The following is a 15,126-nucleotide window of genomic DNA, read 5'->3' as shown; positions in this document are numbered from 1 at the left end:
TAAATTCTAACAGTGCTCGAATTGATTCGAACCTGGCTCGAATGACGGCGCGGCGCGCGTACGGCGAACTCGACCGCAGCCAGGTGGTGTCCTCATTGCACACGCTGGCGCGACGCGTCGGGGTGCAGCAGGTGACGATGCGCGAGCTGGCCGCCGAACTCGGCGCCGCGGTGCCGTCGGTCTACTACCACGTGCCGGGTAAGCAGGCTGCGCTGGACCTGCTCGCCGAGTCGGTGCTGGCGGACATCCCGGTTCCCGAGAACGGCCCGTGGGACTCACGGCTGGCCGAACTGTACTGCGCGGCGCGAGATGTGATGCTCGGTGTTCCCGGGATCGCGGGGATTCTGCAGACCCGCGGTGGCGGGGAGCGCGCCCGCCGGCTGGACCGGCTCAGCCGCTCGCTGCTGGCCGACGCCGGCTTGACCAAAGCCGTTGCCGCGGCCGCACATACGGTGCTCTACACCTACCTGCTGGGGTCGGTCAGCCTGGACGAAGCACGCGGCAATGCAGCGCCGGTTTCCAAGTCCACCAAGCGGTTCCGCGCCGGCCTGGGCGTGATCATCGCCGGTATCAAGGCATCTGAGGGGGAGACATGACCATTCCGAAGCTGGGGTCGCTGGTGGTGGAGAACCAGCAGACGCAAGCCGACCGCGACGCGTCGACGGTGCTGAACCCCGATACCTACGTCACCGGCGCCCCGTTCGACGCATTGAGCCGGTTGCGCGCGGACGCGCCGGTGCATCCGGTGCAGCTGTCCGGATTGCCCCGGGCGTGGCTGCTGACCAGGCACGCCGACGTCCGTCTGGTCAGCCGTGACACCGAGACCTTCACCAGCAGCAGGGGCAACACTCTGGTCGAAGTGGAGGCCGGACCCACCTCGGCGATGCTCCCCGGCATCGACCCGCCGCGACATGTGCACTTCCGCAAGCTGATCAACCAGGGCTTCACCGCGCGCAACGTGTTGCGCCTGGAACAACACATGCGCCAGGTTGCCCGCAGCATCGTCGCAGACATCCTCGAGAAGGGCGATTTCGATGCGGTGCCAGACATTTCCGCGGAGATGTCGCTGCAGGTGATCGCCGACGTGCTCGGGGTGCCGGCCGAAGACCGCATGGAGGTGTTCCGCTGGAGCAACGCGATCGGCACCCTGGGCATCGAAGACCCCGACTACGCCCCCACGCCCGAGGCACTCGGCCAGGCGGCCGCCGAAATGTTCCGGTACTGCGGAGAACTGGTCAAGTATCGGCGCCGGCACGGCCTCACCGACGACATCCTGTCGGCGTTGCTGGCCGCCGAGGTGGACGGTGCAAAGCTCGACCGCGACCAACTCAACGAGTTCTTTCTGCTGCTGGCGATCGCCGGTAACGAGACCACTCGAAACACGTTGAGCCACGGCATACTTGCGCTGTCGCAGCACCCCGGGCAGCAGGCGTTGCTGGCCCGCGACCCGGGGGCCGTCAAACCGGCGGTCGAGGAACTGCTGCGCTGGGCTACTCCGGTCATGCATTTCCGCCGCACAGTCACCCGTGATGTCGAGATCCGGGGGCAGCACATTCCCGCCGGGGACTGGGTGCTGATGCACTACCTGTCCGCCAACCGCGACGAGGAGGTGTTCGAGCACGCCGACGAGTTCGACGCGACCCGAACGGATACGGGGCACGCGGCGTTCGGGGGTGGGGGAGTGCACTTCTGCCTCGGCGCGCAGCTGGCCCGCCTCGAGCTGCGGGTGATGCTCGAAGAGCTGTACCCCAAGGTGCCCGCGCTGACGGTGACCGGCGAGCCCGACCGATTGCGGTCGTCGTTTTTCCATGGCATCAAACGACTTCCGTGCTGTACGGGTTAGCCGCCTTCGGATTTCGTGATCTGCTCGCCCATGTCGTCCGCGGATAACCGCGCTTGCAGGAACGCGCCGGAGGTCGGCAGGCTGAGGTGCAATTGTGATGCCCCGCTGACGGCGACGTCGCCGCGCTCGCACGTGAAGTCCAGTACGTGGCCGCCGGCGGTGCGGTCGTCGTTGAGGAAATGCAGGTGATAACCCGCGACGGAAATGCCTTGTTCGAAGTCGGGCGTGCGAAAGCCGACCAGGGTGCCCGAGACATCGGTGAACCGGGTCTCGGCCTGTCCTTCGGTCGCCTGCGTCAACGGGGGATACGGCTGCTGCTGCTCCATGACGGTGCGGGTGTGCAGGTCGGCGAAATGGCCGGTGACTTTGACGGCGTAGATCAGGTTGGTGCTGGTGATCCGCTGGTCGATGGCGGCGATCAACGTGGCGCGGTCGGTGCGGGCGGTTATCGAGATGTCGAAGTCGCGGTGGAACCGGGTGATCGCCGCGAACGGGGTGCGGGCGGTTTGTGCTGCGCGCGTGGCGGTTCCGTCCGCACGTAGCCGGTAGCAGACACCGTCGAGGATCACCATCTCGCCGTCGAGGTGATTGAACGTGCCGAGCCCGAAATCGCCGTGCTGCAAGATCTCGGCCACGGTAGCGTCGCCGTCGTACACGCCGTCGAGCAGGGCGCTGATGGTGGAGTACTGGTAGACCTCGGACTGGTGGCCGATGAGCCTGGCCGCCCAACGGCGGAAGTGTTCGTGTGCGATGCTCATTCGAACGTGTCGTCGTGCAAATGGGCGGCCAGTTCGATGTTGTGACTGTAGTCGACCGGGACATCGATCAAGGAGGGTCCGGGTTCGGCCAACGCCTGTCGCAGCACCGAGCCGAATTCCTCGAGACTGCCCACCCGGTAGCCGTGTGCGCCGAACGCCTTGGCGTAGGAGACGACGTCGTAATCGCCGAGGTGCACACCGGATCTGCGGCCGTATTTGAGTTCTTCCTGGAAGCCCACCATGTCGTAGGAGTTGTCGCGAAAGATGATGTGGGTGAACGTCAATCCGAGCCGGGTGGCGGTCTCGAGTTCTTGGGCGGAGAACAGGAAGCCGCCGTCGCCGGACACCGACACCACGGGGGTGCCGGGCCGGACCAGGCAGGCGGCCATGGCCCAGGGCAGGGCTACCCCGAGAGTCTGTTGACCATTGGAGAACAGCAACCGGCGCGGCTCGTAGACCCGGAAATGGCGCGCCAGGTAGATGTAGACCGAGCCGATGTCGCAGGCGATGGTCGCGGTGTCGTCGAGTTCTTCGCGCAGCCGTAACACGACAGCGACCGGGTTCAGCCCCGCACCGTCGGGAGAATGGTCGCGCGCGGCATTGTCGATGTCGGTCAATGCTTTTCGCTGAACATCGATCTCGTTCTGGTAGTCGGGGGTTAGAACGAGGCCGGCCAGCGAGTCCGTCAGTTCGGTCAGTGTCGCCGCGATGTCGCCGCGCAGTTCCACCGTCGGCAGGTAATGGTTGTCGACGTCGGCGGGGACGGAGTCGATGTGGACGATCGGGCGCCCGTTGTTGACGTTCCACAGCACGGGGTCGTATTCCACGGCGTCATAACCGATGGTGACGATGACGTCGGCGTGGGCCACGATGACATCTCCGGGCTGGTTGCGGAACAGTCCCACCCTGCCCAGGAAACAGTCTTCGAGATCGCGGGAGATGACGCCGGCGGCCTGGAAGGTCTCCACCACAGGAAGTCCCGTTGCGGCCACCAAAGTCCGCAATGCCGTGCAGGTTTCGGGATCGGCGCCCCGGATGCCCACCAACAGCGCCGGTCTTCGTGCGGTGCGGATCAGTTCGGCCGCGCGCGTCACACCGGCAGCGGGTGCCGCCGCCAATCGGGGGATCGGCAACGTCGCGGTGATGCCCGCGGTGGTCGGGGCGGCCAGGACGTCAGAGGGCAGCACCACCGCTGCGGCGCCGCACGGTTCGGTCAGCGCCGCGCGGAATGCCGTCACGGTGGCCTCGGCGGCGTTGTCGGGATGGTCGATCTCGCCGGTGAACTTGGTGACCGTCCGCAACAGCGCTGCGGCGTCCATCGACTGGTGGGTGCGCTTGAGCCGGTCCTCACGTTGCACCGCGCCGCACAGTGCCACCACCGGATCCTGTTCGGTGTTGGCGGTGAGCAGGCCGGTGGCCAGGTTGGCGGTGCCCGGCCCGGAGGTCACCAGCACGACGCCGGGAATGCCGGTGAGACGGCCGACCGCAGCGGCCATGAAGGCGGCGTTCTGCTCGTGCCGGCAGACCACCAGCCCGGGTCCGCCGTCGAGCAGCGCGTCGTACACGGCGTCGATCTTGGCGCCCGGTACCCCGAAGACGTACCGCACACCTTGGGCGGACAGCACGTCGACGATCTTCTGGGCGCTGCGCACGGGAGTCACCTGGGTGACGCTACCCGTGTTCCGGGCCGAACCACCGTTCCAACGCGGCGCGCAGCGGATCGGCGGACCCGAATTCGTCTGTTGCCCAGGCGATATAACCGTCGGGGCGAATCAGCATCGCTGCAGCGGGCCCTTCGGTCAGTTCGACGGTGTCGACCCGGTGAGCCCACCCACGGGCCGCCCGCACCGCCTCGCCGCCCCCCATGTCGAGCAACACGGGGCGGGCCTCGTGCAGCAGCTCGGCGACGCGCCGCCCGTCGTCGAGCGTCAGATCGGGCACCAGCCGGCCCGACAGCGGATGATCGTCGCCGATGTCGTAGCGCACATCGGATCCGGCCAACAGGGCGGCCATGTGTCGCGTCACGTCCGGCATGGCGAACAGCTCACCCATCAGCTCGCGCAGCGCACCGACTTCCGGACCGGGGCTCATCAGCGCGGTCTGCGCCAGTGAGTGCATCATGACGCGCTGGCCCACGGGATAGCGCTCGGACTGGTAGGTGTCAAGCAGGTCGGGCGGTGCCCAGCCGTTGATCTGCGCCGCCAGCTTCCAGCCGAGATTCACGGAGTCCTGCAGGCCGAGGTTCAGACCCGGGCCGCCCATGGCGCTGTGCACGTGGGCGGCGTCGCCGAGCAGGAACACCCGGCCGTCGCGGTAACGTTCGGCGTGCCGGGTGTTCCACCCGTTGATACGCCGAAGCGCATGCGGGCCGGGCCCTTTCGGTTCTTCCAACGGCAGGTCGACACCGAGCAGCCGGCGGGCACTGTCGCGCAGTTCGGCGATGCTCATCGGCGGGTCTTCGACGGGCGGGCCGAATTCGAAGGTGCCGAACATCGACCGGCCCGGCTCGAACTCGGCGTAGATCAGCCCACCCCGGTCCACCCGGGTGTGGCCGAAGGGCAGCCGACCGTACCCCGGAATCACCAGTGCCCCTTCGCCGTCGCGGAGCTCTTCAGGAATACCCACGTGCGCGAGCCGGCCGATGGTATCCGAGGTGCTGCCCGGAAATCCGATGCCCAGCATCTTGCGCACCAGGCTCCGCCCGCCGTCGGCGCCCACCAGATGGTCGGCGGCGATGACATAGTCCCGCTCGGCTGAGGAGACCGTCACGGTCACCGGATCGGCTCTCAGTCCGACGAGTTCGTGTCCCCAGCGCAGATCGACGCCGAGGTCGCGCGCCCGTTTCTCCAGCAGGCGCACCAGCCGCGGTTGCGGCATCAGCATTGCGTACATCGGGTTGTCGCTCACGTGCAGGAAATCCAGCGGCATCGCGGCGAACATCCAGCCCGGAGCAGGCCGCGGCGGTTCGTCGTCGCCGGTGAACACCCGGTACAGGCCACGCTGGTCGAGCATTCGAACGACCTGTCCGACAAGGCCATTGGCTTTGGGTTCGAGGCTGGGCCCGGGCTGCAGATCGAGCACGACGGGCCGGATTCCGGTCAGCGCCAGCTCGCAGGCCAGCATCAGCCCATTGGGTCCCGCGCCGGAGATGACGACTCGGGTGTGTTCGTCAACCATGCCGCGCCCCTAATCCACGTCGGCGGGACCGAGCAACCGCACCTCTTCGAGGTCCATGGTCTGCTGGATCTCCCGCAGCACGATGTCGTCGATGCGCCGCTGGTCGCGAAGTTCGGTGATGGCCTGGCGTTTGCGCTCGAGGACGCGAAGGTGCACCTCCCGGATCTTGTCCCGGGCCTCGGTGAGGTGGTTGCTGTCGTCGGAGCTGTCACCGTCGGCTTCGGCCAGTAGGGCCTTTTCCTCGTATTCCTTCTGCAGCCGCGCCGATAGCTTCGGGCCGACCCCCACTTCGGCGGCGACCTGCGGCAACGCCTCCAGCGCGACTTCGGCGGCGCGGGTGCGGGCCAGCTGCACCTCCTCGGCGCGGGCGACGTCTTCGGGCAGCCGCGCCCACCTGACCACCATGGGCAGCGTGCTGCCCTGGACCAGGACGGTCACCAGGATGACGACGGAGACGACGAAGATGATCATGCTGCGGTCGGGGAAGGGCGCGCCATTGCGCATCTCCAGCGGGACCGCCAGCGCCGCGGCCAGCGAGACCGCTCCGCGGAAGCCGGCCCAGCTGGTCACGCTGCGTTGCCGGAACGGGACGTGACGGGTCGGCCGGTTGGTGGTGCGGTCGATGGCCAGCCCCAGGATGGTGGTGAGTTCCACCCAGGCGAACCGGGTCGCGATGACCACGCCCGTCACGGCCAGGGCCAGGTAGGTCGCGTGGCGAATCCCGCCTTCCACGTTGGCGATTCCGTGCATGGCGTTGGGGATCTGGACGCCGACGAACACCCACAGCGAGCCGTTGAGCAGGAACGTCGTGATGTCCCAGAATGCGAATGCCTGCAGCCGGGAGCGGGCCCGAATGACCCGCGGGCTGACATAGGTGAGCATCAGCGCGGACACCAGCACCGCGACCACGCCGCTGCATCCGGTCGTCTCGGCAAGCAGAAACGCCGCAAACGGCGTCAGCAGGCTCAGCGCGCCCTCCTCGAGCGGCGCGTCGATACGCCGGCGCAACAACGTCACCAGGCCGCCGACGACCAGCCCGGCGACGATGCCACCCAGGTAGGAGTAGACGAATCGGAGCGTGAGGGCCAGCGGGCCGACCTCGCTGCCGCCGACCGCGACCGATACGGTGACGCCGAACAGCACCAGCGCCGTGCCGTCGTTGATGAGGCTTTCACCGCGCAGCACGGTCAGCGTCCGGCGCGGCAACTTCTTCGCCAGGCCGGCGACGGCGGCGGCGTCGGTGGGGGACAGTACGGCGCCCAGCACCGAGGCCGCATGCGATTCCATGCCCATCGCACGGGCCGTCCAGGACACCGCGAAAGCCGTGGCGATGACCAGGCCGATGCTGGTCATCACGATGACCCGCATGTTGGCTTTGATCTCGCGGAAGCTGGTGTTCAGGCTCTCCCAGTACAGGATGGCCGGCAGGAACAGCAGCAGCACCAGCTCGCCTTCGATGTGGACATGGGCGAAGCGGGGGATGAGCCCGAGCAGGGCGCCGAGGAAGATGAGCAGCACCGGGGGACCGACGCGAAAACGCCGGCCCAGGAGGGTGCCCAGGACCACGGTGGTAACCAGCGCAACGATGAGGACAAGCGCAAACACCCGTCCCATCCTTGCGCATGGCTGAAGAGTCGGCGCGGCGACCGAGGCCGCTGTTCAGCTGCAGTCGCAGCAGTCCCCGCAATCGCAGCAGCAGCCATCGCCCTCGCAGCAGGTGTCGCAGCAGCAGTCGCATTCACACTCACAGCAGCAGGCGTCGGTGCAGCTGTCCCAGCAGCTCTGTTTGCGCTGCGGATCGGGTGGAACCTGACCGGGCGGAATCTCGCCGGGGTAGTTGGTGAACGGCTGATTGCCGAAATTGATGCCGTCCTGCTGGCCGTGCGGGGTTCCCGAGGGCCCGTTGGGGTAGTTGTTGAAAGTGCGGGAGACGGAGCGTCTGAGCTCTTTGGTCAGCAGCCTCCTGGGCAGCCGCCCGTCGGTGAACTCGACGTCCGCCAGCGCCAGTTGGATGCCCAGTACCGCGTCGTCGCACCGGGTGCGCGCCTCTTCAAGCGTTGTTCCGGTGGCGGCCAACGGATTCCACTTGCCGCGTGCCACGTCCTCGCGGTAGTCCTCGACGGCGTCGAGCAGATGCGCCACCCGTCCGAACAGCTGCCCGATCTCGCGCAGCGGCGCCTCGTTGGCGGGGCGGCCGGCCAGCACGGCGGTGTGGGCGAAGGCGGCCGCGACGGCGGTCTCGGTGGGTTCGGTGACCGTCAGCAGCGAACTGCCCGGACCGGCCGAAGCTTCCAGTTCGGTTTGGCGGTCCATCGCGGCCACCAATACTCCGGCGTCGAAACCCAACTCGTGCCCGGTCTCGGTGCCGCGGCGCACCCAGCGTTGCGCGATGCGTCGCGCGGTGGGACGCACCGCGGCCACCCCGACCAGGCCGTCACGGTCATCGACGTGGTCGCGGACTTTGGCGGCGGCCAACGCCAGCGACACCACGGCGGCCAGTCGCACGCATTCCCCGGTCGCCACGTCCGCGCGCTTCATGCCGCGTAACGGGCACGGCCCGGCCGTGCGCCGCGTCGGCTTTGCCTCCGACTGGGCTTCGACCAACAGCGAGACGATCAGGCCGTCGTAGTTGGTCGCGATGCGCGCCGCCTGACCGTAGTCGTCGCGCAACGCCAGACACAGGCCACAGAGCTGGGCGCGCCAGGCTGCGGTGAGTTCGCCGCCAAGCCGATGCCGACAGGGCCGGATGATCCCAAACACGCATTGAAAGTACCGGACGGTTTGCTGGTGCGCGCGGATATGGGACGTGCGGCTGAATGCGCGTGGTGGGGGCTATGGTGCAGGGATGAAGGTCAAGCTAATGGCCGCCCTCGCTGCTCTGGTCATGCTCGTGGGTTGTTCGAGCCCGACCAAGGCCGAGACGAAAACCATCGACGTCCCGATGGAGGAGGTGCTGAATCAGAGCACCATCACCCGCGACGTCACACTCGCGGTCGGCGACACGCTCCGATTGTCGTTGGGCGCCAACCACAGCACGCCGTACCGGTGGACCGCGGACCCGAAGTTGGGCGACGCCGCGGTCGTCAAGCAGACCGGCCACGAGTACGTGCGCGGAAATACCGACCGGATGGGCGCACCCGGCACCGACGTGTGGACGTTCACGGCGTTGAAGTCCGGGAAGACGACGATCGTCGCCAACTACGGCAGCGTCGTCGGGGACGCCGCGCCGACGTGCACGTTCACCGCGAACGTCACGGTGCAGTAGTGAGGCGCTGGCCGAGATATTCCAATGTGACAAAGCAGTTGCGCGAGCAGCTCGACGCCGAGGGCATCATCTTCATGGCTGCGCGGGTGCGGGTGAGCCGCAGCTTCAGCGGCCACGTGCCGGACGTGTACTCGCCGGCGGGTGTCGCCCGCTATCGCGGCATGTTCGCTTTCAGCGAGGACCGGATCGTCGCCACGTTCCCCACCGGCGACGATCCCTTCCTGCGGGCCATTGACTGCGCGTGGAACCCCGAGCCGGGTCCGGCCATCGCGACGATCAGCAGCGACGGCCTGGTCATCGAAATCGAGCTGGGCGAAGTGGACCACGTATTCAGTGGAACCATGAAACTGGTCTATCGGCATGAGGTTCCCGACGCCGTGCTGCAGACGCTGCCCGCCACGACGGTGAAGTATCGGCTGGAGCCGATGTTCGTGTATCGCGCGGCCGGGGTGCGTCCCCGGCACTAGAGAGGAGTGCGGCTATGCAGTCGGATGGGGTCACGGTGGATTTTCACTTCGATCCGATGTGTCCGTTCGCCTACCAGACTTCGGTGTGGATCCGGAACGTGCGCGATCAGCTGGGCATCACGATCGACTGGCGGTTCTTCAGCCTCGAGGAGATCAACCGCGTCGAGGGCAAGAAACATCCGTGGGAGCGGGACTGGTCCTACGGGTGGTCGCTGATGCGGATCGGGGCGCTGCTGCGCCGGACCGACATGTCGTTGCTGGACCGCTGGTATGCCGCGATCGGCCACGAACTGCACGACCTGGGGGGCAAGCCGCACGACCCCGCGGTGGCGCGGCGTCTGCTCACCGAAATCGGTTCCGACGCAGAGGTTCTCGACGCCGCGCTGACCGATTCGAGCACGCATGACGAGGTGCGCGCTGAACACCAGCGGGTCGTCGACGCGGGCGGGTACGGGGTGCCGACGCTGTTCCTGGACGGGCAGTGCCTGTTCGGGCCGGTGCTGGTGGACCCGCCGAAGGGGTCCGACGCGCTGAAGCTTTGGAACGTTGTCACCGGCATGGCCGAATTGCCGCACGTGTACGAACTGCAGCGGCCCAAGTCGGCGGCCGACGCCGAACTGATCGGCCGCAGCCTGCGTCCCTATCTGGACGGGCGAGACTGGGTGAGCATCAACCGGGGTGAGGTCATCGACGTCGACCGGCTGGCCGGGCGGTCCTGAGACCTACACCATCGCGATCGGCGAGATCCTCAGCCCGATTGCCAAGGCGCCGGCCAGTTCTCGGCTGGTGTCGTAGTCGAAGATCACATGCCCACTGATCACGTCGACGTCCCGCTTGGCCCGCTGTAACGGGTTGTCGAGGAAGTGCGCGCCGGCCCCGGACGCTTCGAGCAGGTCGGCGATGACGCCGCGCGATTCCCTGACGATGTGTGCGGCGGCCAGGCGAGCGTCGGCGCGCACGGCCTTGGGCACTTTGTTTCCGGTGGCCAGGATGTCGTCGATGCGCCCGGTGGTGTCGTGCAATAGCCCGTGCAGGGCGCGCAACCGGACGCGGGCCTGGCCGAGGCGGGCCTGGGCGGCGGGTTTGTCTTTCTGGCTGGTGCCCTCGTAGGCGATGACGCGCTCGCTGAGGCGCTGCGTGTAGATCTCGGTGACGCGTTCGGCGGCGCCGAGGGCGGGCATGGCGGCGGTGAGTGCGAGTGCGGGCACCAGGGGCCAGCGGTAGACGTCGGCGTCGTGCAGGGTGGCGCCCGGTGTGGTGCCGGCGTAGATGTCGGCGATCCTGACCAGGCGGTGCTCGGGAACGAAGACGTTCTCGGCCACGATGTCGTTGGACCCGGTGGCGCACATGCCGTCGGTGTGCCAGACGTCGACGATGCCGATCTCAGCGGCCGGAAGCAGGGCCAGCGCCGGGTAGATCGCGTCGTCGGGGCCGCAGAGCGCGCCGACGATGGCCCAGTTGCCGTCCATCACGCCGGTGGCCCAGGACCAGCGTCCGCTGAGGGTCACTCCGCCGTCGGCCGGGGTGCCGCGGCCGGTCGGGGCCAACGGGGCCGAGGCGAGAAACGGCTGGGTCGCGAAGCCTTCGGCCTGGGCCTGCTCGTCGAACAGCGACAGCATCCAGGTATGCAGGGTGTAGAACGCGGCGGTCCAGGCCGTCGAGGCACAGCCGTGTGCCATCCGGCGTACCGGATCGAGAATCGCTGTGAAGTGCGCTTGTCGGCCACCGTAGCCCGCCGGCTTGAGTAGCTCGGTGAAGCCGGATTCGCACAGTTCCTTGACGGTGGCGTCCGGTAACCGGCGCAGTTCTTCGGCTTCCCGGGCGCGCTCCTGCAAGCGTTCGACGAAGTCGTCGGTGATGGCCGTCATGCGTTCACCATACCTTTTGGTATAGTCACCGGCGAAGCAGGAAGGCCAGGAACTTCTCGCGTTGGTGGGCCTGCTTTCTCGGCGTCGGGCCGGACAGATGGAGCAGTCCGATGCCGGCGGCGAAAGCGGTGTTGGCCCGCAGGTCGGCCTCATCGTCGTCGAAACCGTAGTCGCGGAAGGCTTGTCGCACTTGCTTGAGTAGCCGGCGGTCGGCCGCTTTGACAGCTGCGGCGACCTTCTGGTCCGAGCGCGCCCATTCGCGCATCGCCCGCTCCAGGGTCCAGTGGCGCGGCCGTGTCAGCGACGCCATCATGTGGGACAGCCGTTCGCGCGGTTCGGCGTCGCTGAGCTGCTCGATCTCGCGGCGTTCGTCGTCCTTCAGACGGGCCCAGGACTCGATCAGCGCCTGGCGGTAGGCCGCCATGTCGGCGAAGTGCCAGTAGAAGCTGCCTTTCGTCACGTCGAGACGGTTGCAGAGCCGGTCCAACTTGAGCGCGTGGAGGCCTTCGTCGGCCACAATCGCGTAACCGGCCTGCAGCCAATCGTCCACCGTCAGACGGCTACCGGTTGCCATAGGCCGCAGCCTACGGATCCTCTTCGGGTAAGCCGCGCCCAGGGCGAATGTCAGGCAGAACTGCTGACGTTGATGACGTCCGGCCCGGGCGTCTGGGCGTAGAGACTGGCGATCTCCGCGGCGTATTTCTCTGCGATCGGTTTGCGTTTGAGTTTCATCGTCGGGGTGAGCTCGTCTCCACCCGGTTCCCACGACGTGCCGACTATGCGGAACCGCTTGATCTGCTCGACGCGGGACAGCTTCGAGTTCCCTTCGCGGACAGCGGCGGCGAGTTCTTCCCGCACCTCGGGACGTTGCGCGAAGGCGGCGGCCGACGCGTCGGCCATTCCGAGGGTGGCGGCGTGTGCGGCGACGGCATCGCTGTCGAGGACGATGAGCGCCGTGACGTAGGGTCTGTCATCGCCGATGGCGACCACTTGGCCGATCAACGGCGAGTTGTCCAGGATGGCCATCTCGATGTTGGTGGGGGAGAGGTTCTTTCCGGACTCGTTGACGATCAGCTCTTTCTTGCGGTCGACGATCGTGACGAAGCCTTCGGAGTCGATGGTGCCGATGTCACCGGTATGCAACCAGCCCTCGGCGTCGACCGCCTCCGCGGTCTTCTCCGGCTGATGCCGGTAGCCTCGCATCACGATCGGTCCGCGGATCAGCAGTTCGCCGTCGTCGGCCAGGGCGATCTCGACGCCGCGCAGCGCTTTTCCGACCGAACCGACCTTGTTGGCGCCGGGCCGATTGGAGGTTGCGCCGCCCACGCACTCCGATTCTCCCCACACTTCGTAGACGGGAATGCCCAGCCCCCAGAAGAATTCGATGGTCTCGACCGGTACGGCGGCTGCTCCGGTCACTCCCCAGCGTAACTGGTCCAGACCGAGCGCGTCGCGTACTTTGGCCAGCACGAGGCGGTCGGCGACCTTGCGGCGCAGGGCAAGTGAGGTGGAAAGGGACTTGCCGGCCAACGTCTGGCGGGCGGCTTGTACACCGATGTCGATGGACCACAGCGCCAACCGCCTCTTGAGCCCGGTCGCCGTTTCCAGCTTCGTTTCGATCCCGGTCTTGATTTTGTGCCATACGCGCGGCACCCCGAGAAACACGGTGGGGCGTGCGTCCGGCAACGCCTGCGCGATTGCCCTGGGGTCGGACACATCGGTCACCTGCACTCCGAGGACCATATTCGCGTAGTGGCCGGTCACCCGGTCGGCGACGTGCGCGTGCGGCAGGTACGAGGTGATCTGATCGCTGGTCTGCAGTTCGAGCAGATCGACGATCGCCGAGAACTCGGCCATCACGTTGGCGTGGGTGAGCTCGACCCCCTTGGGCGGCCCAGTGGTTCCCGAGGTGTAGATGAGCGTTGCGACGTCATCCGGCCGTACCGCCCGCCATGCCGACTCGAACTCGAAATCCGTTTCGGCGCCCAGTTTTTCCAGGCCTTGCAGGGTGAGGCAGCCATCGAGATCGGCGTCGACATCCCCGTCTACCAGGATCACGTGGCTGAGTTCGGTCCCGGCGGCCTGAACCGCCGGCAGGAAGTCTTTCTCGGTGATCACGATCCTGTTGTCGGCATTGCCGAACAAGTAGCGGATCTGGTCGGGCGCCGAGGTGTTGTAGATCGAGAACGGCGTTGCGCCCAGATGCATGGCGGCGGTGTCGACCAGATGGAACTCCGGACGGTTGCGCAGCAGCAGACCGACCGTGTCGCCGTGCTGGACCCCGAGCGCCGCCAACCCGGCGGTGATGTTGCGCACCCGATCGGCGTACTGGCGCCAGGTGATCACCACCTGGTCGCCCATCGTCCGGATGGCCACCGCGTCGGGCCGCATGGCTGCGGTCTGCTGGAAAGCCTGTGGCAGCGTGGACACCAGCACCCCGCTGGGGTGCCGGACTTCCGTTGGAGCATCGCCGGTCATTTGTTCCCCATCGTTGTCGCGTAGACCTGGGCCAGGAACTGCTCGACGGCAACGGCAGCGTGTGCCGCGCGGGCCGAGCCGAAGATGTCGAAAGCGTGTTGGGTAAAGGGAAGTTCGGCGTAGACGACGGGCTGGCTGCTCGACTCCCGCAGCCGCTGGACGAAGCCACGCGCCTGCTCGACGGGAACCAGTGAGTCGTTGCGGCCGTGCAGCACGAAGAACGGCGGCGCGTCGGCACTGACGTGGTTGACCGGTGATGCGGTGATATACGGCTGCAAGTCCGTCGCCGGACGTTGCTTGACAACGGACTTGACGAGCAGCGCCGGCATCATCGGATGCATCGCGTCGTCGAATCGGGTGAAGTCGTAGACGCCGTAGAACGGTACGGCCGCCTGCACCCGGGTGTCGGCGTCTTCGAATCCGGGCTGGAATTGCGGATCGTTCGGGGTCAGCGCCGCCAGCGAAGACAGATGCCCGCCGGCCGAACCGCCGGTGACGGCGATGAAGTCGGGATCGCCGCCGTATTCGGCGATGTGCGTCTTCACCCACGCGAGGGCGCGCTTGACGTCCACGATGTGGGCGGGCCACGTGTTGCGCGGGCTGTGCCGGTAGTTGATGGCCACACAGATCCAACCCAGCTCCGCCAGGTGGCTCATCAGCGGGTGAGCCTGTCCACGCTTGTTACCCGTTGTCCAGGCACCGCCGGGGATCTGGAAGAGCACCGGCGCCTTTCCGGCCAGATCGAGATCCGGCCGTCGCCAGATGTCCAGTTGGTTCGCGCCACCGTATTCGCCGTAGCTGATGTTGCCGTCGTGGGCGTAGTCGCGGTAGATCCGCAGCATGCGCAGCAGTCCAGGGTTCTTGGCGGTGCCATCGCCGGCCGGGCGACGCCACAGACCCACGGAGTCGGTGCGGCGATCCGGTCCCAGCCCGCTGTTCAACGCGGCGGTCAACGGGACATTGGCCCGGCGGCCCGCATGACTGAAATTCAGCAAACCCAGCGCCGAGATACCCGCCACCAAGAATGCAATCGACCGCACCGGCCGCGTCAGGCGTTGTGCCCCCAACGCCAGCCCGCCGACCTGGCTCACCAGCGTCTGCAACGGCAACTCGGTGACGACCAGACCGAAAATCCACGAGAACAGCGACGGGTAGCCGCTGCGCGCCAGCGGCCGGTATGCGTTCAGGGTGGAAGCCGCGGTCACCGCGGTGACCACCAACGAGGCGATCTGCCGGAGAATGTGGATGATTCGAACTGTCCGCATGCGGT

14 protein-coding genes are annotated in these 15,126 nt (G+C 67.1%); 5 read left to right on the top strand and 9 right to left on the bottom strand.

Going from position 1 to position 15,126, the window contains the following annotated elements; all coding sequences use genetic code 11:
* Positions 1 to 41 precede the first annotated feature (41 nt).
* Together AC5Y7D_RS00895 and AC5Y7D_RS00890 are read left to right on the top strand one after the other, a co-directional pair.
* Positions 42 to 596, top strand: coding sequence for a TetR/AcrR family transcriptional regulator (locus AC5Y7D_RS00895; RefSeq protein WP_499920615.1), 555 nt, complete (start codon positions 42 to 44; stop codon positions 594 to 596).
* Positions 593 to 1,843 carry a cytochrome P450 gene (locus AC5Y7D_RS00890; protein WP_499920613.1) on the top strand — a complete coding sequence of 417 codons (1,251 nt, stop codon included), beginning with the start codon at positions 593 to 595 and terminating at the stop codon, positions 1,841 to 1,843. The genes AC5Y7D_RS00895 and AC5Y7D_RS00890 overlap by 4 nt, the downstream gene beginning before the upstream one ends.
* Here AC5Y7D_RS00890 and budA read toward each other — a convergent pair.
* Genes budA through AC5Y7D_RS00865 form a run of 5 tightly spaced genes read right to left on the bottom strand, consistent with a single transcriptional unit; the run spans position 1,840 to position 8,538 of the window.
* Entirely contained in the window at positions 1,840 to 2,601 is a 762-nt protein-coding gene (gene budA / locus AC5Y7D_RS00885) for an acetolactate decarboxylase (RefSeq protein ID WP_499920611.1), read from the bottom strand. The genes AC5Y7D_RS00890 and budA overlap by 4 nt on opposite strands.
* The gene (gene alsS / locus AC5Y7D_RS00880) at positions 2,598 to 4,262 is read right to left on the bottom strand and encodes an acetolactate synthase AlsS (RefSeq protein WP_499920609.1); all 1,665 of its coding nucleotides are present in this window, start codon (positions 4,260 to 4,262) and stop codon (positions 2,598 to 2,600) included. The genes budA and alsS overlap by 4 nt, the downstream gene beginning before the upstream one ends.
* 10 nt (positions 4,263 to 4,272) lie before the next feature.
* A complete protein-coding gene (locus AC5Y7D_RS00875) occupies positions 4,273 to 5,778 on the bottom strand; it encodes an FAD-dependent monooxygenase (RefSeq protein ID WP_499920606.1) in 1,506 nt (501 codons plus the stop codon).
* A 9-nt stretch (positions 5,779 to 5,787) separates the two neighbouring features.
* Positions 5,788 to 7,383 carry a Na+/H+ antiporter gene (locus tag AC5Y7D_RS00870; protein WP_499920603.1) on the bottom strand — a complete coding sequence of 532 codons (1,596 nt, stop codon included), beginning with the start codon at positions 7,381 to 7,383 and terminating at the stop codon, positions 5,788 to 5,790.
* A gap of 54 nt (positions 7,384 to 7,437) precedes the next feature.
* The gene (locus tag AC5Y7D_RS00865; RefSeq protein WP_499920601.1) at positions 7,438 to 8,538 is read right to left on the bottom strand and encodes a DUF5685 family protein; all 1,101 of its coding nucleotides are present in this window, start codon (positions 8,536 to 8,538) and stop codon (positions 7,438 to 7,440) included.
* Positions 8,539 to 8,623: 85 nt separating this feature from the next.
* On the opposite strand from AC5Y7D_RS00865, the gene AC5Y7D_RS00860 reads away from it, so the two are divergent.
* Genes AC5Y7D_RS00860 through AC5Y7D_RS00850 form a run of 3 tightly spaced genes read left to right on the top strand, consistent with a single transcriptional unit; the run spans position 8,624 to position 10,229 of the window.
* Entirely contained in the window at positions 8,624 to 9,043 is a 420-nt protein-coding gene (locus AC5Y7D_RS00860) for a protease inhibitor I42 family protein (RefSeq protein WP_499920598.1), read from the top strand.
* A gap of 26 nt (positions 9,044 to 9,069) precedes the next feature.
* Positions 9,070 to 9,510: a hypothetical protein gene (locus tag AC5Y7D_RS00855; protein ID WP_499920595.1), complete on the top strand. Its 441-nt coding sequence runs from the start codon at positions 9,070 to 9,072 to the stop codon at positions 9,508 to 9,510.
* Positions 9,511 to 9,524: 14 nt separating this feature from the next.
* Positions 9,525 to 10,229, top strand: a complete 705-nt coding sequence (locus AC5Y7D_RS00850) for a DsbA family oxidoreductase (RefSeq protein ID WP_499920593.1) — start codon at positions 9,525 to 9,527, stop codon at positions 10,227 to 10,229.
* 3 nt (positions 10,230 to 10,232) lie between these two features.
* Here AC5Y7D_RS00850 and AC5Y7D_RS00845 read toward each other — a convergent pair whose 3' ends face one another.
* Genes AC5Y7D_RS00845 through AC5Y7D_RS00830 form a run of 4 tightly spaced genes read right to left on the bottom strand, consistent with a single transcriptional unit; the run spans position 10,233 to position 15,121 of the window.
* Positions 10,233 to 11,378, bottom strand: coding sequence for an acyl-CoA dehydrogenase family protein (locus AC5Y7D_RS00845; protein WP_499920591.1), 1,146 nt, complete (start codon positions 11,376 to 11,378; stop codon positions 10,233 to 10,235).
* Between the two features lie 25 nt (positions 11,379 to 11,403).
* Positions 11,404 to 11,952: a TetR/AcrR family transcriptional regulator gene (locus tag AC5Y7D_RS00840; RefSeq protein ID WP_499920589.1), complete on the bottom strand. Its 549-nt coding sequence runs from the start codon at positions 11,950 to 11,952 to the stop codon at positions 11,404 to 11,406.
* A gap of 50 nt (positions 11,953 to 12,002) precedes the next feature.
* Positions 12,003 to 13,856 carry an AMP-dependent synthetase/ligase gene (locus AC5Y7D_RS00835; RefSeq protein ID WP_499920587.1) on the bottom strand — a complete coding sequence of 618 codons (1,854 nt, stop codon included), beginning with the start codon at positions 13,854 to 13,856 and terminating at the stop codon, positions 12,003 to 12,005.
* Positions 13,853 to 15,121, bottom strand: a complete 1,269-nt coding sequence (locus AC5Y7D_RS00830) for an alpha/beta hydrolase fold domain-containing protein (RefSeq protein ID WP_499920584.1) — start codon at positions 15,119 to 15,121, stop codon at positions 13,853 to 13,855. The genes AC5Y7D_RS00835 and AC5Y7D_RS00830 overlap by 4 nt, the downstream gene beginning before the upstream one ends.
* Positions 15,122 to 15,126: the final 5 nt, after the last annotated feature.

Source organism: Mycobacterium sp. NGS49 (assembly GCF_059812565.1).
Note: the sequence above shows the minus strand (reverse complement) of the source record. Positions and strands in the feature narration are given on the sequence as shown.